The organism is Haloplanus sp. HW8-1, assembly GCF_023703795.1.
GTDB classification, from domain to species: Archaea; Halobacteriota; Halobacteria; order Halobacteriales; family Haloferacaceae; genus Haloplanus; species Haloplanus pelagicus.
The window spans coordinates 665,505-687,041 of the sequence record NZ_CP098518.1; the positions used below are offsets into that span (position 1 = coordinate 665,505).

The following is a 21,537-nucleotide window of genomic DNA, read 5'->3' on the forward strand; positions in this document are numbered from 1 at the left end:
GTCAGGCCTTGAGCTTTTGCTCCGACCGGACGTGCAGTCCATCGTCGTCGAACTCGACGACGTGGATGTTGCTGTCGATGTTCGTTCCCCGCATCTTGACGATCTGGACGCCCCGGTGCATCCCGCTCCCCTCGAGGTAGTTGTGCATGAAGATCACGCCATGGGCGAGGTAGTGTTCGTCGGCGTAGGAGGAGGGATCGGTCATCTCGGAGATGAGCAGCGTCGTGGCGTCGACCCGCTTCAGCGAGGTGAGAAACTGGACGAACGCCTCGTGATTGTCGGGATAGAAGTACTGTAGGATCATCGTCGAGTCGATAACCAGTCGATCGATCTCCCGGGAGTTGATGAATCCTACGAGCCGGTTGGTCATGTTCTTCACTCCCGATGAGAAGTCGTTGCCGCCCGGTCCCTTCAGCAGCCGCTTGGCGTTGGAGTCGAAGACGTTTCGAAACTGGAGTTTCCCCGATCGAACCGCCTTCTCGAAGCCGAAGTCGTAGGCGCTCATGTCGTGGATCAGTTCCTCCTCGGTCTCGTGCATACTCAAAAAGAGACACTTCTCTCCCGCACGAGCCCCCTCGGTGACGAACTGGGAAGAGAACGTCGTCTTCCCGCTTCCCGGCGGCCCGCTGAGAATGTACAGCCGATCACGGAGGAGTCCCCCGTCGACGAGTTCGTCGAAACCGTCAACGCCCGTGGAAAGCCTCATCGCCGAGTGGTGGTCGGGGCGGATGATATAGATTGTGTCCGTGTTCTCATTCGTGAAAATTGCGGGAGCGAGTGTCGTCGGAGCGGGGACCCTCGCCGTCCGCCACGTTGCGAATTTATTTCCGTCAGTCTACGTAACTGTCTTGCAATGACGGACCAAACCCGAACGGGAATCGAAGGCTTGGACTCGATACTGGGCGGCGGTATCGTCGACAACGCGACGGTGCTGATCAGTGGGAATCCGGGGACCGGCAAGAGTATTCTCGGTCTACAGTACATATACAACGGGGTGACCCAGTTCGACGAGAAAGGGATCTACCTGTCTTTCGAGGAGAACGCCGAGGACATCGCACAGGCTGCCGAGTCGATCGGCTTCGAGAACTGGCAGGAACTCGTCGAGGACGATCAGATCCTGATCTACGACAAACAGGAGTTGCTGCGGCACAACGACTTCAACTCGACTCTGGATCAGTTGCTGGCGGCGTTCGAGGAGACGGAGTACGAACGGCTCGTCCTCGATTCACTGACCATGTTCGAACTGTTCTTCGAGGACGAACAGGAGAAGCGAACGTATCTGCTGAAGTTCTCCGACATCCTGAAGGCCAACGGGTTGACGTCGCTGCTCATCGCCGAGCAGTCCGCCGTGTTCCCTGAGCAGGACATCGGCTTGGAGAACTTCTTGACCGACGGCAACATCTACCTGATCCAGACCCCGACGGAATCCGGCGTCAACCGGTACATCTGGGTCGCCAAGATGCGAAAGCAGAACATCGAGACGGATATCTTCCCCATGGATATCGACGAGGGCGGCATCACCGTCCACGAGCGTGCCGCGGGGTTCTCGATGATGGGTGACCAGAGCGACCGCTTCCCAGGTGAGTGATCACTCCGAGAGGGTTCGCCAGGCCTCGTCGAGCCGATTCTTGACCTTCCGCCGTTCCTCCACCTCGACGGTCACGTCACCGTCGGAGAACTCCACGATGACCTCTTCGATGTTTCGGCGGTAGACGTTGACACGCCGCCGTTCGTCCGAGAGGACCCGGTCGTGATGTTCGAGGAGATCGGCGTCGGTGAGTTCCTCGATTCGGCGATAGCAGGTGGCGATCGGTACGTCGAGCTGGTCGCTGAGCTCTTGGGCCGAGCGTGGTTCGTGTGCGAAGCTCAGTATCTCGGGGTTGTACTCGTTACCCAGAACCCGGAGCATCTCGATTCCGTCCATTCGTTATCAGTTCAGATACGGTGCTGGACAATAAATCGTACTGTCATTCGGACGCAAGACATCGCCGATTCGCATCGGTATCAGTCGTGAGAATGTCACGGCCAGATTTATGTTTTGATACATCGACCTGGCGAATAAGACAATGTTAGTCGTCGAATACCTCTATTTCGCGGCCACTGGCGTGCTGGTTCTCTCCGGGATGACGATGGTCGGGATGGCGATCAAGGCGTACATCCAGACGACGCGCCGGGCGATGATTCACATCTCGCTGGGATTCAGTCTGATCGCTGCCGCCGCGATCGCGACGGCGATCAGTGCCTTCATCAATGATTTCACCGGCGTTCGCTCCCTCCTGTTGGTCAACAACGGCCTCGCGTCCCTGGGATTCATCTTCGTCGTGTACAGTCTCATCATCTACGACTGACGATCCCGACACACCCCCGAACCCCGAAGCCAGGCGGTTTGCCTTCGATTTTCACGAATGATATTTCAGAGCGCACCTTTATAGTCCTGCTTACGGACGGTGTACACAACCCGCGGATACGATCCGGGGCATACACGACAATGTTCGAAGAACGAGAACGAGGGCAGGTCGGGATCGGGACGCTCATCGTGTTCATCGCGATGGTGCTGGTGGCGGCGATCGCCGCGGGCGTCCTGATCAACACGGCCGGCTTCCTCCAGACCCAGTCCGAACAGACCGGTCAACAGAGCAGCGCACAGGTCACCGATCGCCTCGAACCCGTCTCCAAAACCGGTAACGTCTCGCTCTACGACTCCGGGAACACGACGGTTGTCGCCGACCGGACCGCGAACAACGACAGCAACAACATCGCCCTCTCGGTCGACAAGGTGACTATGGTGGTCCAGAAGTCGCCGGGGGCGAGCGACATCAACATCAGCGCGACGACGTTCGAGTTGGTCGGCCCCGACGGCACCGATCGCTTCCCGTTCACCAACAGCACCGCGATAAACGCTAGCGAGGGTGAAGTGGCGGTGTTACAGGACGACGACGACTCACTCGATACGTCCTCGTCGGGATTCATCCTGAACAGTCGGACTGACCGTCTGGTCGTCACGATCGATCTGAACGCGACGGTGAACAACGGTGCGTTCTCCAACGGGCCGCTGGAGCCGGGTGAGACGGCGACGCTCCGGATCAACACCGAGAGCGGTGCCACGAGCATCATCCGCATCCAAGTGCCCCAGTCGCTCTCCGGCGAGAAGTCCGTCGAACTGTAGCGGCGTTCTCCACTTTTTCCGGTGGCGGCTGGGAGTCAGACCCAGTCGACCCTCAGATGTCGTTCTCTGCAGGTTTGAGGCCCTGGTACTTTCGTTTTCACCAGTGATATTTTCTCGAATAGGTTTATTAGTGTGTTCGCGAACCTTATCCCAGAGCCCACGGATACGAACCGGGGCATCCACAACAATGTTCGAAGAACGAGAACGAGGGCAGGTCGGGATCGGGACGCTCATCGTGTTCATCGCGATGGTGCTGGTGGCGGCGATCGCCGCGGGCGTCCTGATCAACACGGCCGGCTTCCTCCAGACCCAGTCCGAACAGACCGGTCAACAGAGCAGCGCACAGGTTACCGACCGCCTCGAACCCGTCTCCAAAACCGGTAACGTCACCTACTACAACAGTTCGTCGCAGAGCGTTCTGAGCGAGAGCGAGGCCCAGCCGTCCTATTCCAACACCTCCCTCGTGGTCGACGAGATGTCGCTGGTGATCCAGAAATCACCGGGGGCGAGCGACATCAACATCAGCGCGACGACGTTCGAGTTGATCGGCCCCGACGGCACCGATCGCTTCCCGTTCACCAACAGTACGGCGGTCAGCGATAAACGCGCGTTGCAGGACGACGACACGTCGATCAACGTCAGCCAGGGCAGCGGCCTGATCCTGAACAGTCGGACCGACCGTCTGGTCGTCACCCTCAACATGACCGCACTGGCACAGAACAACGAGTTCGTCAGCGGACCGCTGGAGACGGGTGAGACGGCGACGCTCCGGATCAACACCGAGAGCGGTGCCACGAGCATCATCCGCATCCAGGTGCCCCAGTCGCTCTCCGGCGAGAAGTCCGTCGAACTGTAGATTCGACCGCTCGTTTTTTATTTTCGCCCGTCGATCCGGTCCTCCGCAGTTCGTTTTCAGATGTGATATTCGGATGTACAGGCTTAACAGTGGCCTCTCGTGAACTGAAAACAGAGTCCGGGACCATCCTCGTCTCGGCAACCAACCAATCATGTTCGACAACAACGACGAGAATAGGGGGCAGGTCGGGATCGGGACGCTCATCGTGTTCATCGCGATGGTGCTGGTGGCGGCGATCGCCGCGGGCGTCCTGATCAACACGGCCGGCTTCCTCCAGACCCAGTCCGAACAGACCGGTCAACAGAGCAGCGCACAGGTCACTGATCGCCTCGAACCCATCTCCAAAACCGGTAACGTCTCCAACTACTACACGACCAACGACACGGTGGTTCCCTCCTCGGAGGAGAACCTGTCGGACACCAACCAGTCGCTTCGGGTGAACGATATGTCACTGGTCGTCCAGAAATCACCGGGAGCGAGCGACATTAACGTGAGTGCGACGACGTTCGAGTTGATCGGCCCCGACGGCACCGATCGCTTCCCGTTCACCAACAGTACGGCGGTCAGCGATAAACGCGCGTTGCAGGACGACGACACGTCGATCAACGTCAGCCAGGGCAGCGGCCTGATCCTGAACAGTCGGACCGACCGTCTGGTCGTCACCCTCAACATGACCGCGCTGGCACAGAACGGCACGTTCGTGAACGGCGCGCTGGAGCCGGGTGAGACGGCGACGCTCCGGATCAACACCGAGAGCGGTGCCACGAGCATCATCCGCATCCAGGTGCCCCAGTCGCTCTCCGGCGAGGAATCGGTCGAACTGTAACGCCTCCCGACGCTGCGGCACCACCGAATCTTTATGTTTTCACGCCCCCGAAGTGGAAACACCCCCCAGGGTATGCCATCAGATTCAGACGATTCCATCTCGGAGCGCGGGAAAGTCATCACCGAGGAAGAACTCGACCTCACTAGACACGACAACGTCTCCGAACTCGACGACGGCCGCTTTCTCGTCTCGACCGGTGAGTCGATGAGCGACGACGCCGCACAGCGCCGAGCCGACGCCATCGACGCCCGGGAGGAGAGGGGTGGCTCCGAGGCCGACGACTCCGACGACGAGCCGGAGCTTTCCGAGATGGACGTCAACCGCTGGCTCGAAAACCACTTCCGAGGGATCGACGCCCAGTACGGCTTCCACGCGACGGCGAAGTTCGACTCCGGCGTCAGTCGTCATCAGGTCGTCTCCAACGACGTCGTCACCAGTTTCGAATCGCTGTTGATCTGGTACGCACAACACGTCGGCGGCGGGACACCGGTCGAGGACGTTCTCGGAATCCTGCTCGCGGAGTCGAACGTCTCCGTCCGCTACCCGGTCGGGACACTCACCGGCCTACTCAAGCGGTACGAACTCGACCGCTCCGACTCGATCGGCGACCTCATCGAGGCGGTCGCCGACGAGGAGGCCGTCGCGCTGTCCGAGGACTGAATCTCGTATCAGCGCTGAGAATCGCGGGCGAGTATTTATTTGGTGACTCCCGAATTCACGGGACGGATGCCACCTAAGGTACTCATCGTCGACGACTCGGATTTCATGCGCAACCTCCTGCGCGAAATCCTCGAGGAGAACTTCGAGATCGTCGACGAGGCGGAAAACGGGGTCGAGGCGGTCGAACTCTATCGCGAGCACGATCCGGATCTGGTGATGATGGACATCGTGATGCCGATCCGGGACGGTATCGAGGCGACAAGCGAGATCACGGGTAGCGATCCTGACGCGAACGTGATCATGTGTACCAGCGTCGGCCAGGAGGAGAAGATGAAAAACGCTGTCAAGGCCGGCGCGGACGGCTACATCACGAAACCGTTCCAGAAGCCGAACGTGCTCGAAGCCATCGACGACGTCGTGGCCTGACCATGCGGGTCGATATCCAGTCGCTCGGCACCTACAATCGCCTTGCACAGGAGGGGGCGGAACACGCCGCAGCGTCGCTGACCCAGATGACGGGCATCGAGACTTACGTCGACGTGACCAACGTCACGCTGATGTCGAAGCGTGACGTCGAGGACGTGTTCGGCGGAACGGAGTTCGTGGGCGTCCAAATCGGCCTCGGTGGCGGTCTGTCGGGCGAGACGGCACTTGCCTTCGACCGGGAGAGCGCCGCCAGTATCGTCGACGTGCTGGTCCCCGGAGCCTCCACCGACGAGGACGGCTCGTTCGACGAGATGGCTCGCAGCGGGATCAACGAGATCGGGAACATCATGATGGGTGGCTTCGTCGACGGCTGGGCCGACTACCTCGGGGCGAGCGTCGACATGACCCCGCCGAACTACGTCGAGCGTGTCGGTACCGACGTCCTTCCCGACGGCGCTCTCGACCACGCCGAGGAGGAACACGTCTTCGTCTTCGAGAGTCAAATGACGGCCGTCGATCAGGAGATCGACGCCTACATCTACATGCTGCCGGAGTACGGCGCGTTCGCGGACATGCTCGCTGCCAGCGACGACCACGACGACGCCATTCCGATGGACAAGCTGACGGTCTTCGACGAGATGACTCGACAGGGCGCCCAGCGGGCCGCCGAGAACGTCTCGTCGATGACTGGCATCGAGACCGACGTGGACGTGAGTCGACTCAGCTTCGTCCCCATCGAGGACGTTCCGAACACCGCCAGGGACGAGGTGTACGTCGGGACGGTGATGGAGTTCACGGGAACGCCCGGTGGCTACCTCGCTATCCTCTTCGACGAGCCGTCGGCCCGTACGATCGTCGACGCGACGGTCCCGATGGAACTCGACGACCCGCTTGGGGAGATGGGCGAGAGCGCCATCGAGGAACTCGGGAACATCATGACCAGCGGGTTCATCGACGGCTGGGCGAACGTGCTCCAGACGAGCATCGATCACACTCCGCCGGAGCTCGTCCACGATCTCGGGACTGCCATCCTCAGCCCGATCGCCGGCCGGCTCGGCCAGTCCCAGGAGTACGCCTTCCTCATGGACTCGACCGTCGTCACACCCGAAGGCGAGTTCAACTGCGAACTCTACGCCATCCCCGACGAACAAAAGCTCAAAGAGGCATTGGATTCGCTGTTGGTCGAACGACGCGACCAACTCGAAGCCGACCAAGAGTCGTTGTTCTGATATGAAGACGTACGGGCGGGAGGCGAACTCGGAGCGCTCCTGCCGCCGCGTCGGCATCGCCGACTTCGCGGTCACGACCGACGGTGCCGTGTTGACCACCAGTGGCCTGGGCTCTTGTCTCGGAGTCGGCCTCATCGACGAATCGGCCGGCGTCGCCGGCCTCGCTCACACCATGCTGCCGACCGCTCCCGAGGACCCCGACAACGTCGCGAAGTTCACCGACACCGGCATCACCGCCGTCGTCTCGGAGATGCGAGAGGAGGGTGCCACCCCCGACGGTATCACGGCGAAACTGGCCGGAGGCAGCGCGATGTTCGCGTTCGATAGTCAGGACGAACCGATCGGCAGCCGCAACGTCGCGGTCGGACGAGCGACCCTCGGACGACTCGACGCCCCCATCGTGGCCGAGGACGTTGGCGGTGATTCCGGCCGGTCGCTGCGCTTTCACGGCGATACTGGCGTGCTCGTCGTCAAGAGTGCTGGTGACGAACGGCGCCTCTGACTGACGTCCGTCATACACATATCAAAACTGATAACTGAAGGGCAATGGTTAAAATACGCGAGACCAATAGTTGGCACGATAGATGGGTTCGACGACCCGGGTAGCGGGGGGTGCGGGATGGAAATCCTAGAACGCCTCCTCGGACGCGACGACGACGGGTCCGCGAGCGACAGCGCCGCCGACGCCGACGACGACGACATGCTTTTCGACGACGACGCCGACGACCTCGACGGGTTCGGCGGCGGCGACGAGTTCGACGACGAACTCGGCTTCGACGAAGGGGGGGACGACGGCGGTGCCGCGACCGCCGAACTCGAAGGGCGGATCGACGAGATGGAAAACGAGGTCGCTAGCCTCTCCTCGACCGTGAGTACCATCCGTAGCGAGAACGAGGAGATCAGCAACACTGTCGAGGACGTCGAGGAGAACGTCCGCAAACTACTCGACATCTACGAGATGGTCACCCGCGGTGTCAACCCGTTCGTCGACGACGCACAAGCCGGCGGCGGGTTCGACGACGGCGGTGGCTCGCTCGGACTGTTCGACGACTCCGACGACTCGGAGGAGGAAGAACTGGACGACGACATCGCCGGCGCCGACGCCGAGGACTTCTTCGACGACGACTTCTTGGACGAGGGCGAGGCCGAGGGCTTCGACGACGGCTTCGACGACGAACCGACCACCGAGGATACCATGGCCGACGATTCCGACGATTCAGACGACTCCGGCAAATCGTTCGAGGAACTGAAAGACGAGTACGAGAACGGCGACGCCGACTGGGCCGACGGCGACGACGTGGCCACGAACGGCGACGCCGACGACGAGTTCGGGGACTTCGCCGAGGATGCTTCCAACGGCGACGCCGACGACGAGTTCGGGGACTTCGCCGAGGACGCTTCCAACGGCGACGCCGACGACGAGTTCGGGGACTTCGCCGAGGACGCTTCCGACGGCGACGCCCTGGACGACGACGTCGACGGCGATTTCGGCGAGGAGACGGGAGCCGACGCGTTCGACGACGAGTTCGACGAGGGGCCGGATCCGGAGTCGGACTCGGCTGACGATCCGGGCCCGGACCCCGATCAGGTCCCCGCCGACGGGCCATCGGACGACCCGATCGGCGGGACGGCCGACGACTCGGCGGGCACCGATGCGGGCGGTTCGAGCCTCCAGTCGACCCAGCGGACGGCCGAGGCGGCGGCCGACGCGGACGGCAGCGGCGACCTCCAGTTTGCGGCCAACACGCTGATGGACGGCTCGGAGGCGGCGGTCACGAAACCGTACCTGCCGCGGTTGCCCTCGGGGTACGTGAGCGATCTGCTCGTGATGGAGTGGCTCGAGTACCTAGTCGAGGAGGGCGACGTAGCCGACGCCGCTCGGGCCGTCGAGTACTACCGACGCATCCAGTGGCTCGGCGAGGACGCCGCCGACGAACTGCACGACTTCCTCGTCGGATTCGGGGAGGTCGACGACGACGTGACGGGTGCCCCGTCCGACCTCTCCATCGACCACCACGTCGCGAGCCTCCGATACATCAGCAGGCTCACCGGCTCGACGGCCGATTCGATCGTGTTCGAGTGCTGGAGTGGTGGCGGGGGTGTTCCGTTTGGGCTTTAGCGTCAGCGGGTCGGCGGCGATCATCTTCGTCGGCATCTTCCTCGCCTTCTCGACGGCCTATACGGCGTCAGCCAACGGTTTCGAACGCGTCAACGACGCCAGATCGGCGGTCGACGATGAGGCCCTGGAACGGCAGAACACGGCCATCACCATCATCAACGCCACCTACGACGCCGACGCCGGGACGCTCTCGGTGAACGTCACCAACGAAGGGGCGTCCGAACTCTCCGTCGGGGCGGTCGATCTCCTCGTGGACAACACGTACCGCGCCAACTTCACGGCACGGTCCGTCGCCGGCGATTCGACGACCGACCTTTGGCTCCCCGGCGAGCAGTTGCACCTCGAAGTGTCCGTGTCAAGTCAACCCACCCGTGTCAAGGTCGTCTCCGGCCCTGGCGTGGCCGACGTGGAGGTGCTCTGATGGCGAGCGTTTCGGCCTCCCATCTGATCCTGTTCATCGCGAGCTTGGTCATCGCCGCCGGCGTGGCCGGAACGTTCACTCAGGGTATCTCCCGACTGAGTCAGGGGATCGACGACCAGAGTCTCGAAGTCTCCGAGGAGGTGCGAACGGACATCGAGGTGATCAGCGACGCCGGGAGCCCCGTCTACAACAACTCGACGAACACGGTGACACTCCTGGTGAAAAACACCGGCACGTCGGACCTCGACAACGACTCCCGGTTCATCGAGATACTGATCGACGGGCAGTACCGAACGAACGTCACGGCGACCGTCGTCGACGGCACCGAGTGGCGACCGAACAACGTCGTCCGTCTGGAGATCGGTGGCGTCGACCTGTCGGCCGGTGACCACCGTGCGAAGATCATCGTCAACGGCGACGAGGAGGTGTTCGCGTTCCGCGTATGAGCCGAGCACAGACCAACCTGTTCTCGCTTGGACTGGAGGATCACGACCGCCTCAACAAGGAACTCGGCGGGGGGATCCCGCACGGGAGTATCGTCCTCGCCGAGGGCGACTACGGGGCCGGCAAGAGTGCGTTGTCCCAGCGGTTCACGTACGGCTTCTGCGAGGAGGGCCACTCCGTCACCGTCCTGTCGACGGAGCTGACCACCCGCGGGTTCATCGACCAGATGCACTCGCTGTCGTACGACATGGTCGATCACCTCCTCGACGAGAACGTCCTCTTTCTCCACGCCGACTTCGACACCGGTGGGCGGCTCTCGGACGAGGGCGAGGGCGAGCGAAAGGAACTGCTCAAGCGACTGATGAACGCCGACACGATGTGGCAATCGGACGTGATCGTGATCGATACGTTCGACGCCATCCTCCGCAATGATCCCAAGTTCGAGGCGCTGGTCCGGCAAAACGAGGAGCGACAGGCCGCCCTCGAGATCATCGGCTTCTTCCGGGACGTGATCTCACAGGGGAAGGTGATCGTCCTGACGGTCGACCCGTCGACGGTCGACGAGGAGGCGATCGGCCCCTTCCGGTCGATCGCCGACGTGTTCCTCGAACTGGAGATGGTCGAAGTCGGCAACGACGTACGCCGGCAGATCGCGGTCAAGCGATTCGCCGGGATGGGACAGCAGGTCGGAGACACCATCGGATACTCCGTCCGCTCCGGGACGGGGATCGTCATCGAGAGTCGGAGCGTCGCCTAACGCATGACGGAACTCGGAACCGCCACCCCCTCGGACGAACTCAAACAGATCGCGGCCCAGCGGCCCCACCTCCGGAACCACCTGAAGAAGTTCAAGCAGATCACCGGCGAGTTCCCACTCCTCATCGACGAACCCACGAGCGAGTACGAGACGTCCCGACCGAACGTCCTCTACCCCATCGGTGGGCCGATCTACTGCCACATCTACGGCGACCTGGGTCAGGACATGAAATACTACGCGATCGAGCCGTCGCTCTCGGACGACGAACGGGGCCTGTTCGCGAAGATCCGCGACGAACTGCTGGATCGCAGCGTCAGCAAGTCCGTCCCCGAGGAGGAGTCCGAGTACGACGACCGGATCGAGGAACTCCTCCAGGAGACGACGACCATCGAGCGCGACCGGAGCGGCCTTCGCTACTGGATCGACCGGCTCAAGCGGTTCCTGGGGCTCGGCGACTACCGCGTCAGCGAGCAGACCTACGAGAACATCCGGTATCGGCTCAACCGCGACATCGTTGGGCTCGGACCGCTGGAACCGGTGATGCGCGATCCGGCCAACGAGGACGTTCACGTCATCGGCCCACACCAGTGTTACGTCGATCACGGCACCTACGGTCTGATCGAGACGACCGTCGATTTCGGCACGCCAGAACAGTTCGACTCCTGGATCCGGAGTATGGGCGAGCGAATCGGGGACCCCGTCTCCGACTCGAACCCGATCGTCGACTCGACGCTGCCCGACGGCTCCCGCCTGAACGTCATCTACTCCGACGACGTGAGCGTCCAGGGGCCGAGCCTCACGATCCGACAGGGCGACGAGACGCCCCTCTCGATCAACCAGATCACCAAGTGGGGGACGCTCTCGCCGAAGCTCGTCGCCTACCTCTGGCTCTGTCTGGAGAACGAACAGACGGTGTTCGTCGTCGGCGAGACGGCCTCGGGGAAGACGACGACGCTCAACAGCATCATGTCGTTCATCCCACGGGATTCGAAGATCTACACCGCCGAGGACACCGCCGAGGTGCTTCCACCACACGACACCTGGCAGCAGCTCCTGACCCGGGAGGGCGGTGGCGAAGACGACTCGGACGTCGACATGTTCGACCTCGTCGCGGCGGCGCTGCGCTCCCGCCCCGACTACATCATCGTCGGCGAGGTCCGTGGCGAGGAGGGACGGATGGCGTTCCAGGCCGCTCAGACCGGCCACCCCGTCATGCTCACGTTCCACGCCAGCGACATCGTCTCGATGATCCAGCGATTCACCGGCGATCCGATCAACGTCCCCGAGCCGTTCATGGACAACGCCGACGTGGCCCTGTTCCAGAATCGCGTCAAGCAGGGTGACGACGTGTTGCGCCGGGTGACGAGCGTCCAGGAGATCGAGGGGTACTCCAAGGAGATGGACGGGGTCGTCACCCGGCAGGTGTTCAGCTGGGATCCCGTCGAGGACGAAATCGTCTTCCAAGGAATGAACAACTCCTACGTGCTGGAAGAGCAGATCGCGACCCTACTCGGCTACGCCGACACCCGTGAGATCTACGACGACCTCGACTTCCGGGCACAGCTCGTCGAGCGCATGATCGAGGAGAACATCCTCGGCTACCACGAGGTCAACGAGGCGATCAAGTCCTTCCAGCGCGACGGCGTAGAGGGACTTCCCTTCGACATCCACCGATAATGGCGTCCGAACCAGCAACGTCGAACGAGACGGACATCACCGCCTCCGAGACGCTCGCGTCCATCGTCGAGGCGTACGGCCGGATGGATATGGAGCTGTCGCGGTATCTCCTCCTCATCGTACTCCCGTCCGCGGTGTTTTTCTTCGGTACCGTCGTCGTCGCCGTCTTCGTCCAGTTGCCGATCTCCGTGCGGCTCCCCGTTCCCCTACTCGGCGCACTCGTCCTCGCGGCAGCGATCGCCTATCCGAAACTTCTCGTCAGCCAGGAGCGCGTCGAGATGGAGAACCAGTATCACCTCCTGATGACCCACATGACGGTGCTGTCGACGACGAACATCGACCGGATGGAGGTGTTCCGCAAGCTCGCCGAGGAAGAGGAGTACGGCGCGCTGGCGACGGAGGTCGGTCGTGTCGTCCAGCTCGTCGACACGTGGAACCAGAGCCTCGACGACGCCTGTCGGCGTCGCGCTCGTCGCATCCCCAGCGAACCGCTCTCGGACTTCTTCGACCGGCTTGCCTACACGGTCAACGCCGGTCAGGAACTCAGCGAATTCCTCCTCAGCGAACAGCAGGTGATGATCCAAAACTACGTGACGATGTACGAGAGCACCCTCGACAACCTCGAAGTGATGAAGGACCTCTATCTCTCGATGGTGCTCTCGATGACGTTCGCGCTCGTGTTCGCCATCGTGCTGCCGATCCTCACCGGGACGAATCCGAGCATGACCGTCGGCGCCGTCATCGTCCTCTATGCGTTCATCCAGATCGGCTTCTTTCTCGTCATCCGGACGATGTCGCCGTACGACCCGCTCTGGTACTACCCCGAGGAGATCCGTCCCGACGGCGAGTTGCGGCTGATCGCCAGCCTCGGCGTCGGTGGACTGCTCTCGCTCGTCCTCGTGGTCCTCGTCGTCGGCGACCTGTTCGGTGGCGTTCCCGGCGTGACCGACCTGCTTCCCGTCTCGTCGGTACCCCGCCCGCTCTACATGGCGATTCCGGTCACCCCGCTGGCGATCCCGGGCGTCGTCTTCCGGATCGAAGAACAGCGTATCAAAGCCCGGGACGCCGAGTTCCCGAGCTTCATCCGGGCGCTTGGCGCGAGCGAGACGGCCAAGCAGTCGACGACCACGGCCGTGCTCAAGACCCTCCGAAAGAAAGATTTCGGGCCGCTCACCGGCGACGTCGACGACCTGTTCAAGCGCCTGAACATGCGACTGGAGCCCGACCGGGCGTGGCAGTACTTCACTGGCAACACCCGTTCCTATCTCATCCAGAAGTTCAGCGATATGTACCTCGTCGGCAGACAGATGGGTGGCGAGCCCAAACAGTTGGGCGAACTCATCAGCGAAAACATGAACCACGTCAACCAGCTCAGACAGCAGCGCGAGCAGGCGACGGTCACCATGATCGGCCTGCTGTACGGCATCACCGCGGCCTCCTCGTTTGCCTTCTTCATCGGCTTCAAGATCGTCGACATCCTCGCCGGAATGTCGTTGGACCTCTCGACGAGTTCCCAGTTCAGCGCCAGCCAGCTCATCCACACCGGTGTGTACGACCTCCCGTTCATCCAGTTTCTCCTGCTGAGCGTCGTCATGATCAACGCCGTCCTGTCGTCGCTCATCATCCGCACCGTCGACGGCGGTCACAAGGGCAGCGCACTCCTGCATTTCGTGATGCTCACGTGGATCGGCTGCGTGGTCGCCGTCTTGACCATGTCCGTCGTGGGGGGACTGTTGAATGTGTGACCACGCGCCTCCAGCACGGAGGGGGGTTCCGTGAACGAACGCGTCATCGCCGATTTCGTCGGTCAGTTTTACGTCAACGACATGGACCGCGCCGAACCCGTGCGCGGGCGGATCGTGCTGAGTCCGAAACGGCTCGTACTGGCCGGCGAAGACTGCAAGGTGACGATCCCGATGGCGGCGATGTTCGACGTGGCCGTCGGTCACGTGCCACCCGAGATGCGGGAGTTTTTCAGCGACACGGTCACCCTCGCGTACAACACCGACGAGGGCCGCCGGATGGCCGTCATCGAGGGCGACGCCGACACCATGGAGAAGTTCTCGACTGTCCTGTTCAAGGCCAACCTCAACGGGCGTGAAGTGACGGTCCAGCACCCCGCACGGCGCGGCGGACGCGTCGTCGACTCGCCCGCCAAGCAGGCCCGTCTCTCCGTCGACGACGGCACGCTCGCATTCCGAAGCGGCGACAGTTCGTTCAGCATCGACCTCGCGACGGTCACCGACTTCGAGAAGGAGCGACGGACGCTCGACGGGACGTCGCGACCCGCCCTCTCGGTCCGGCACGTGCCGCGTACGACCGCGCTCGTCTCGGTGTTCGCGCTCACCTCCGAACGGCTGATGAACCTGCTCGGGCGCTATCTCCGTCTGGAGTACACCGACATCGTCGAGTCGCTGTCGGACATGTCGCTGTCCGACGAGGAAGTCCAGGTGTTGCTCGCCATCTACTCCGCGGGCGAGGACGTCGACCCGCTGGACGTGGTCGCCGCCGACGCGAGCCAGACGACGATGGTCCTGAAGGGGCTCCGGAAGAAGGGTCTCGTCGTCGACGACGACCGGGGAACGGCACTGACTCCGAAGGGACGGGTCGTCGTCAACAGCCGTCTGGAGGAGGTCAACTCGTGACCTCGGCGCCGTCGACGTTGTGAAACGGACGGCCCGAACGTCGTCGATCCCGTCGCTCGCATCCTCCGATACCACGAGGGGACGGTCGGCTCTCGGCCTCGTTCGAAATTCTCCCCGAAATCGCCGCGACGGTCGGCCACCGTACGGTGTTCTCGCTCCGTCTTTCCCTCACCTCGCGACCCGCGCAGTTCGACGCCCTCCTCACTACGACGTCGATCAGTGGCGGGAACGGGCCGCGAGCGCCGACGGTCCGAAGCAGGCGTTCGACCTGACGATCCGCGTCGGCGACCTCACTGCTCGTTCATCGCTTCGCTGGCGATGTTCCGTCCACGGGCGTTGAGTGCGACTTCCCGCCGGGTTCGGATCTCCTCGACCACGTCGAGTTCGATCAGGCGGTCGAACACCTCCTCGACATCGTCGACGTCCATCCCGAGGAAGTCGGGGATCTCGAAGGGAGATACCCCGGAGTAAAGCGCCATCAACACCTCGTTTTGCCGTTCGGTGAGATCGACACCGATCTCGCTTCGGCTCTCCCCCTTGCGAAGGAGGCTCTCGAGGATCGAACACCGGCGCGACGATCCGGAGATGTACGTCTGGACGCTCGTCCCTTCCTGACTGTGTTCGACCTCCAGTACTCGGCGTTTCTCGTCTTTGACCGACCGTTCGTTCGCCTCCATCGAGCCGATGTCATCGAGGTCGATCTCGACGAAGGATCCGTCGGCGATGGCGACGTCGATCGAGCCCTCTTCGATCTTCAGGCGGGCCTTCTTCCACTCGGCGTCCGTAACGACACCCCCTTCGACGGCCGGATGACGAGCCAGGACGACCGTCCGGTCGAGCAGCGCCCGGTAGAGCATCCGCTCGAAGGTTTCGGGATCCTCGGCGGAGACGAGCACCACGTCGCCGGTCGAGAGTTGGAGGCTGACGTATCCGGACACCTTCGCGACGAGTTGGTTCACGTCGGTGCGGCCTTCGAGACTTCGGATCTGCTTCAGGGGAATCGTCCGCTTTCCGTCCGACCGCACGAGGATCAGCCGTTTGTTCGACAGCAGGATGCGGCCGCCGGTCCACTCCGCGTCGTTCAGTTCCCGGCCCTCCTTGACTACCATCGTGAACTTCCCGCGGGTGTCGGTGAGTTTGCGTTCCCCCTCGCTCATCTAACGTCGCCCCCCGAGTTTGGACAGCGCAGAAAACGCCTGCTTTCGGACCTCCGCCTCGTCGGTTCGATCGAGCAACGCCTCCAGTTCGTCGCGGGCGCGATCGCCGCCGACCTTCCCGAGGACGAAGACGGCCTTCGACCGGGCCGCGTCGGTGCGCTCGTGATCTTCGAGCAGATCGAGAAGCGCGTCCTCGACGGCCGCCCCGCCGAGTTCGACGAGACTCGTCGCGGCGAACTGCGCCGTCGTGCCGTCGTCGACGCCGAGGCAATCGACCAGCGCGTCGATGGCGTCTTTGCGTCCGTTATCACCCGTCACGCGTCCGAGAAGCCACGCTGCGTTCCGTCGCTCACGTGGTTGATCGCTCTCCCTGAGCAGTTCGACGAGCGGGTCGACGACGCTCCGATCGGCCGACTCCAGTCGGTCCACGACCGTCTCACGGATGCGGTGGCTCTGTTCGGTCGGTGCCGCCGCGAGCAACTCGATGATCGAGAAGACGGCCGCCCGCCGAACCACGTCGCTCTCGTCGTCGAGCGCCGCGATCAGGGGATCGATGGCCTCCGGCCCCTGATACCCACCCAACGCCATGACTGCGGCGTATCGCACGTCGTCGTTCTGATCGGTGACGGCGTCGAGAAGCGGCTTGAGCGCTCGATCGGTGCCGATGGCCGCCAGCGCATCGGCGGCATCGCGTCGTACGCGGCTCGTCGGATCGTCCAGCCGCGCGGCCAGCGCGTCGGCGGCGCGCTCGTCGCCGACGGCTCCGCAGGCCCGTGCCGCCCGGGCACGCACCCGTAGATTCGGATCGTCGAGGGCGTCGATCAGCGCCGGGAGCGTACCGGGATCGGCCAGTCGACGGAGCGCGTTCGCGGCCGCCATCCGTAACTCCGGTCGGTCGGCCGACAGCGTCTCGACGAACGCCTCGGCACGCACCCAGTCGGCGCCGTCGTCGGTGTCGGCGCCCGCCATCTCGCCGATCAGCCGTTCGATGGCGTCGGCGCCGATGGCGTCGAGCGCGTCGATGGCCGCGCCCCGAACCGCCTCGTCGTCGTCCGTCCGTGCCGCGGTTACCAGCGCGTCGACGGCCTGGGGCTCGTCGTCGACGACGTCGCCCAGGATCTCGGCGGCCCGCGTTCGAATCGTCGGCGAGTCGCTGAGTTTCAAGTGATCGAGCAGGGAATCTACGTCTCCGTCCTTTTCGAGCTGGTAGAGCGACATGGGTCAGGTTCGTCGGTACACCCGTCGTCGTTTGTCAACCGTCTCCACCATCGGTCGACTCTTCCGTGGCAGCGTCTCCGTCATCCCGATGACGAGGTAGCCGCCGTCGCGAAGCGACGAGAGTACGGTGTCCACGACTGCCCGTTTGGATTCCGTGTTGATATAGATGAGGAGGTTCCGACAGAGCACGAGGTCCACGTTCCGTTTCGGCTCGTCGGCGATCAGGTCGTGCTGCTCGAAGGTGACGAGGTCCTTCACCTCGTCCCGGACGCTGAACTGGTCCCCGTCGCGGTCGACGTACGACGCGGCGTCGTCGAGCGGCTCCAGCTCCTCGGCCACGTCTCGCGTTTTGGTGGTGTGATAGACGCCCTCGCGGGCGCGCTCCAGCACGTCGGCGTTGATGTCGGTCGCGAGGATCTCGAGTCCACGGGTCCGCACCTCGTCGTCGTCGAGGGCGAGCATCGCGATCGAGTAGGGCTCGCGCCCGTCCGAACAGGGGGCGCTCCACACCGTCGTTCGTCCGTGGCCGCTCGTCACCTCGCGCAGGACCTCCCGGATCGGCTCCCAGGCCTCGGGGTTGCGATAGAAACTGGTCACGTTGATGCTCAGGGAGTCGAGCAGTGCCGTCGGCTCCTCGGGGTCCGACCGCACGAGGTCGAGATACGCGTCGTAGGACTCGACATCACGACGACGCATCCGTGCGGAGATGCGGCGGTCCAGATACGACTCGTTGTAGTACGACGACTCGAAATCGAGTTTTCGCTCCAGGTGAGCCAGGAGGCGCTCGAACGCTTCGTCCTCGTCGGCGTCGGTCGAGTTCGAACTCATCGGCTACAGCGTCACCACGTCGAGGATGGGGACGATGTTGCCATCACCGAGGACCGCGGTCCCGCTGAGCCCCGGGATGCCGCTCAGGACGCCCTCCAACGGTTTGACGACCACCTCCTCCTGTTTGTTCACGGCGTCACACTGGAGTGCAGCACGGCGTTCGGACTTCCGGATGCGGAGCAACATCCCGTCTCCCTCGTTCGTCGCCCCGGGGACCTCCAGTTCGTCGGCCAGGTTGACCACCGGGTAGATGTCCTCGTCGTGTTCGATCGTCGGCTCCTCGTTGATCGTCTTGACCTCCGGGATCCGGCTGACTTCGTCGATGTTCTTGATCGGGATGCCGTACTCCTCGTCGCCGACCTCGACGAACAGCACCTTGACGATGGCGACGGTCACCGGGAGCCGGAGGGTGACGGTCGTCCCCTCGCCCTGCTCGCTCTCGACGTTCACCGAACCGTCGAGCTGTTTGACCGTGCTGTGGACGACGTCCATACCGACGCCCCGCCCGCTCACGTCGGTGACCTCGTCGGCGGTCGAGAAGCCGGGATGGAAGACCAGATCGTACACCTCCGAGTCCTCCATGGAGTCGAGTTCGGCCTCCGAGCGGACGCCCGTCTCGAGGGCCTTCCGCCGGAGTTCGTCCACGTCGAGTCCGCGGCCGTCGTCCTCGACCGTGACGGTGACGTGGTCACGCTCTCGGCTGGCCCGGAGTTCGATGGTTCCCTCCCGATCCTTGCCAGCCCGTTCTCGCTCCGCCGGCGGCGCGATGCCGTGGTCGACCGCGTTCCGGAGGATGTGCATCAGCGGGTCGCTGATCTCCGTGAGGATCGTGCGGTCGAGTTCGATGTCCTGTCCCTCCATCCGGAAGTCGATCTCTTTGCCCTGCTCCCGGGCGAGATCACGAACCAGCCGGGGGAACTTGCTGATCACCTTCCGCATCGGGATCAGCCGCATGTCCATCACCGTGTTCTGGAGGTTGCCAGTGATCTTGTCGAGTTCGCCGAGCGTGTCGGTCGCACTCCCCACGTCGCCGTCGTCGACGGCCCGCCGGAGTTTGATCCGGCTGGTCACCAACTGCTCGACCAGCCCGTGCAGGTCGTCGAGTTGGTCGACGTCCACCCGGACCGAGCTGATCTCGCGGGAGGACCCGTTCGAGCCCCCGCCGCTCGCCGTCCCGTCGTCGGTCGGCGTCGAGTCGGCTGTGTCGTCGGTCGACGTCGAGTCGGTCGTGTCGTCGTCGCCATCGTCGGCGAACTCCTCGTGTTCTTCGGGCTCCGTCCCCGTGACGCCGGCCTGTGCGATGTCGGCGTGCTCGATGGCCGAGACACGGTCGAGCGTCGAATGTAGTTCGTCGGCCGTCGTCGAGGCGACGACGAGTTCGAACCCGTTCTCGTACTCGCCGTCCTCGAGGGCCTCGGGGTCGGGTGTCGCCGACACCAGGTCCGCCTCCTCGCGAGCGGCTTCGAGGACGAGCATCGCGTCGACGCCTTTCATCTCCGACTCGCCCACCTCGACGGCGACCTCGAAGGTGTCGACCTGATCTTCGACGCCGGAGGCGGTATCGTCGTCGGTGGTGTCGTCGTCGCCGTCGTCGACCGTTGCGCCGGCCGCACCGTCCTCGATGACCGCACGGATGTCGTCTTCCAGATCCGCCGTCTCCACGTCGACGGTGCCGTCCTCGTCGATGGATTCGACGGCGAGTTCGAGTCGGTCGACGCCCGCGAACACCAGATCCATCACTTCGGGGGTAACCGCCATCTCGCCCTCCCTGAGTTCGTCGAGGAGGTCCTCGATGGCGTGGGCGAGGTCGCTGGCGTCGTCGTAGCCCATGGCCCCGAAGTTCCCCTTCAGGGTGTGGGCCGTCCGGAAGATGTCGTCCATCGCCTCGCGGTCGTCCGGATCGGACTCCAGGGCCAGCAGGGAGTTGTTCAGGTCGGTCAACTGCTCTTCGCTCTCGTGGACGAACGCTTGGACGTACTCCTCTGTCATGCATTGACCTCCAGTTTGACGGCATCGAGGATGCCCCCGGGAAGGTCCCCGGCAGCCAACACGTCGTCGACACAGCCACGTTCGATGGCCCGCTTGGGCATCCCGAACACGGCCGACGACGACTCGTCCTGTGCGAGGACGTGTCCGTCGGCGTCGTGGACGGCCTCTGCCCCGGCGGCACCGTCCGCGCCCATACCCGTGAGCACGACACCGACCAGCGGCCCGTCGACCGTCTCGGCCGCCGAGCGCATCGTCACGTCGGCGGCCGGACGCACGCCGTGCTCCGGTGGGTCCTCGTTCAACTTGGTACGGAGTCGCCCTCCACCGGCTCCCGCGACGACCAGGTGTTTGCCCCCGGGCGCGACGAGCACCTCGCCGCCGCCGATGCGGTCCCCGCCGGTCGCCTCCGAGACGTCGTACTCGCTCGCGGCGTCGAGCCGGTCGGCAAAGCGGGAGGTGAACGCGTCCGGCATGTGCTGGACGACCAGTACCCGAAGGTCGGCGTCCCGGGGCAGGGACCCGACGAGACTCTCGACGACGGTCGGGCCGCCGGTCGAGGACGCGATCACGACCGTCGCGCCGTCGCGATACTCCCGAGTGTCGGTGGCGACGCTGCCGGCCGCCGACCCACCCGTCGAGTCGACGGCGACCGCTCCCCGGCCGCTCACGTCGGCCTCGGCGACGGCTTTCACCTTCCGGACGAGTTGGTCTTCCTTGCTCGACATCCGGGTGCTCACCTCGCCGCCCGGTTTGGTGAAGAAATCGACCGCGCCCTTCTCCAGAGCCTCGAAAGTCACGTCGGCGCCGTCGGCCGTGTGGGCGCTCAGCATGAGGATGGGCGTCGGCTTGTCGTCCATGATCCGCTCGACGGCCTCCAGGCCGTCGACCTCGGGCATCTGGAGGTCCATCGTCACCACGTCCGGCCGGTGTTCGCGTACGGCGGCGACGGCCTCGGCACCGTTGGCGGCGGTGTCGACGACGGTCACGTCGCCGTCTTCGAGCATGTCCGACAGCAGTGTCCGCATGAAGTGAGAGTCGTCGACGACGACCGCCCGCGTGGCTCTGTCGCTCATCGTCGTCCGACCCCTCCGCCGAGCCGTCGGTTTGCCGGCGGACGCG

The 21,537-nt window shown here is 63.7% G+C and carries 23 protein-coding genes; 16 read left to right on the forward strand and 7 right to left on the reverse strand.

Annotation, left to right across the window (positions count from 1 at the left end; translation table 11 throughout):
• Position 1: 1 nt before the first annotated feature.
• Positions 2–706 (reverse strand): RAD55 family ATPase, encoded by a 705-nt coding sequence (locus tag NBT82_RS03485; RefSeq protein WP_251330198.1) that lies wholly within the window; start codon positions 704–706, stop codon positions 2–4.
• Positions 707–853: 147 nt separating this feature from the next.
• Here NBT82_RS03485 and NBT82_RS03490 point away from each other — a divergent pair, with 147 nt between their 5' ends.
• A complete protein-coding gene (locus NBT82_RS03490; RefSeq protein ID WP_251330199.1) occupies positions 854–1,588 on the forward strand; it encodes an RAD55 family ATPase in 735 nt (244 codons plus the stop codon).
• On the opposite strand, the gene NBT82_RS03495 is transcribed toward NBT82_RS03490, so the two are convergent.
• Complete coding sequence (locus NBT82_RS03495; RefSeq protein ID WP_251330200.1) at positions 1,589–1,924, reverse strand: winged helix-turn-helix domain-containing protein; 336 nt, start codon at positions 1,922–1,924, stop codon at positions 1,589–1,591.
• 142 nt (positions 1,925–2,066) lie between these two features.
• Here NBT82_RS03495 and NBT82_RS03500 point away from each other — a divergent pair, with 142 nt between their 5' ends.
• From NBT82_RS03500 to NBT82_RS03570, 15 genes are all read left to right on the forward strand, one after another.
• Complete coding sequence (locus tag NBT82_RS03500; protein WP_251330201.1) at positions 2,067–2,348, forward strand: DUF7521 family protein; 282 nt, start codon at positions 2,067–2,069, stop codon at positions 2,346–2,348.
• Positions 2,349–2,488: 140 nt separating this feature from the next.
• On the forward strand, positions 2,489–3,166 hold the full coding sequence (locus NBT82_RS03505; RefSeq protein ID WP_251330202.1) for an archaellin/type IV pilin N-terminal domain-containing protein: 678 nt from the start codon (positions 2,489–2,491) through the stop codon (positions 3,164–3,166).
• 187 nt (positions 3,167–3,353) lie between these two features.
• Positions 3,354–4,022, forward strand: coding sequence for an archaellin/type IV pilin N-terminal domain-containing protein (locus tag NBT82_RS03510; protein WP_251330203.1), 669 nt, complete (start codon positions 3,354–3,356; stop codon positions 4,020–4,022).
• 151 nt (positions 4,023–4,173) lie between these two features.
• On the forward strand, positions 4,174–4,848 hold the full coding sequence (locus tag NBT82_RS03515) for an archaellin/type IV pilin N-terminal domain-containing protein (protein ID WP_251330204.1): 675 nt from the start codon (positions 4,174–4,176) through the stop codon (positions 4,846–4,848).
• Positions 4,849–4,920: 72 nt separating this feature from the next.
• Positions 4,921–5,508 (forward strand): DUF7500 family protein, encoded by a 588-nt coding sequence (locus tag NBT82_RS03520; protein WP_251330205.1) that lies wholly within the window; start codon positions 4,921–4,923, stop codon positions 5,506–5,508.
• A 66-nt stretch (positions 5,509–5,574) separates the two neighbouring features.
• Complete coding sequence (cheY, locus tag NBT82_RS03525) at positions 5,575–5,934, forward strand: chemotaxis protein CheY (RefSeq protein ID WP_157688752.1); 360 nt, start codon at positions 5,575–5,577, stop codon at positions 5,932–5,934.
• Between the two features lie 2 nt (positions 5,935–5,936).
• The gene (locus NBT82_RS03530; RefSeq protein WP_251330206.1) at positions 5,937–7,163 is read left to right on the forward strand and encodes a chemotaxis protein CheC; all 1,227 of its coding nucleotides are present in this window, start codon (positions 5,937–5,939) and stop codon (positions 7,161–7,163) included.
• A 1-nt stretch (position 7,164) separates the two neighbouring features.
• Complete coding sequence (locus NBT82_RS03535) at positions 7,165–7,665, forward strand: chemotaxis protein CheD (RefSeq protein WP_251330207.1); 501 nt, start codon at positions 7,165–7,167, stop codon at positions 7,663–7,665.
• 117 nt (positions 7,666–7,782) lie between these two features.
• Positions 7,783–9,282: a FlaD/FlaE family flagellar protein gene (locus NBT82_RS03540; RefSeq protein ID WP_251330208.1), complete on the forward strand. Its 1,500-nt coding sequence runs from the start codon at positions 7,783–7,785 to the stop codon at positions 9,280–9,282.
• Complete coding sequence (gene arlF / locus NBT82_RS03545; protein WP_345780673.1) at positions 9,263–9,703, forward strand: archaellum stator protein ArlF; 441 nt, start codon at positions 9,263–9,265, stop codon at positions 9,701–9,703. The genes NBT82_RS03540 and arlF overlap by 20 nt, the downstream gene beginning before the upstream one ends.
• Entirely contained in the window at positions 9,703–10,149 is a 447-nt protein-coding gene (arlG, locus tag NBT82_RS03550; RefSeq protein WP_251330210.1) for an archaellum stator protein ArlG, read from the forward strand. Before arlF ends, arlG begins: the two co-directional genes overlap by 1 nt.
• Positions 10,146–10,904, forward strand: a complete 759-nt coding sequence (gene arlH / locus NBT82_RS03555) for an archaellum protein ArlH (RefSeq protein WP_251330211.1) — start codon at positions 10,146–10,148, stop codon at positions 10,902–10,904. Before arlG ends, arlH begins: the two co-directional genes overlap by 4 nt.
• 3 nt (positions 10,905–10,907) lie before the next feature.
• Positions 10,908–12,581, forward strand: a complete 1,674-nt coding sequence (locus NBT82_RS03560) for a type II/IV secretion system ATPase subunit (RefSeq protein ID WP_251330212.1) — start codon at positions 10,908–10,910, stop codon at positions 12,579–12,581.
• Positions 12,581–14,326 carry an archaellar assembly protein FlaJ gene (gene flaJ / locus NBT82_RS03565; RefSeq protein ID WP_251330213.1) on the forward strand — a complete coding sequence of 582 codons (1,746 nt, stop codon included), beginning with the start codon at positions 12,581–12,583 and terminating at the stop codon, positions 14,324–14,326. Before NBT82_RS03560 ends, flaJ begins: the two co-directional genes overlap by 1 nt.
• A gap of 30 nt (positions 14,327–14,356) precedes the next feature.
• Positions 14,357–15,226 (forward strand): CheF family chemotaxis protein, encoded by an 870-nt coding sequence (locus NBT82_RS03570; RefSeq protein WP_251330214.1) that lies wholly within the window; start codon positions 14,357–14,359, stop codon positions 15,224–15,226.
• A 290-nt stretch (positions 15,227–15,516) separates the two neighbouring features.
• Here NBT82_RS03570 and NBT82_RS03575 read toward each other — a convergent pair whose 3' ends face one another.
• The 5 genes from NBT82_RS03575 to cheB are packed head-to-tail and all read right to left on the reverse strand — an operon-like array spanning position 15,517 to position 21,491.
• Positions 15,517–16,383, reverse strand: a complete 867-nt coding sequence (locus NBT82_RS03575) for a CheF family chemotaxis protein (protein ID WP_251330215.1) — start codon at positions 16,381–16,383, stop codon at positions 15,517–15,519.
• Positions 16,384–17,601, reverse strand: a complete 1,218-nt coding sequence (locus NBT82_RS03580; protein ID WP_251330216.1) for a HEAT repeat domain-containing protein — start codon at positions 17,599–17,601, stop codon at positions 16,384–16,386.
• 3 nt (positions 17,602–17,604) lie between these two features.
• Positions 17,605–18,429, reverse strand: a complete 825-nt coding sequence (locus NBT82_RS03585) for a CheR family methyltransferase (protein WP_251330217.1) — start codon at positions 18,427–18,429, stop codon at positions 17,605–17,607.
• Between the two features lie 3 nt (positions 18,430–18,432).
• Complete coding sequence (gene cheA / locus NBT82_RS03590) at positions 18,433–20,418, reverse strand: chemotaxis protein CheA (protein WP_251330218.1); 1,986 nt, start codon at positions 20,416–20,418, stop codon at positions 18,433–18,435.
• The gene (gene cheB, locus NBT82_RS03595) at positions 20,415–21,491 is read right to left on the reverse strand and encodes a chemotaxis-specific protein-glutamate methyltransferase CheB (RefSeq protein WP_251330219.1); all 1,077 of its coding nucleotides are present in this window, start codon (positions 21,489–21,491) and stop codon (positions 20,415–20,417) included. Before cheB ends, cheA begins: the two co-directional genes overlap by 4 nt.
• Between the last annotated feature and the right edge of the window lie 46 nt (positions 21,492–21,537).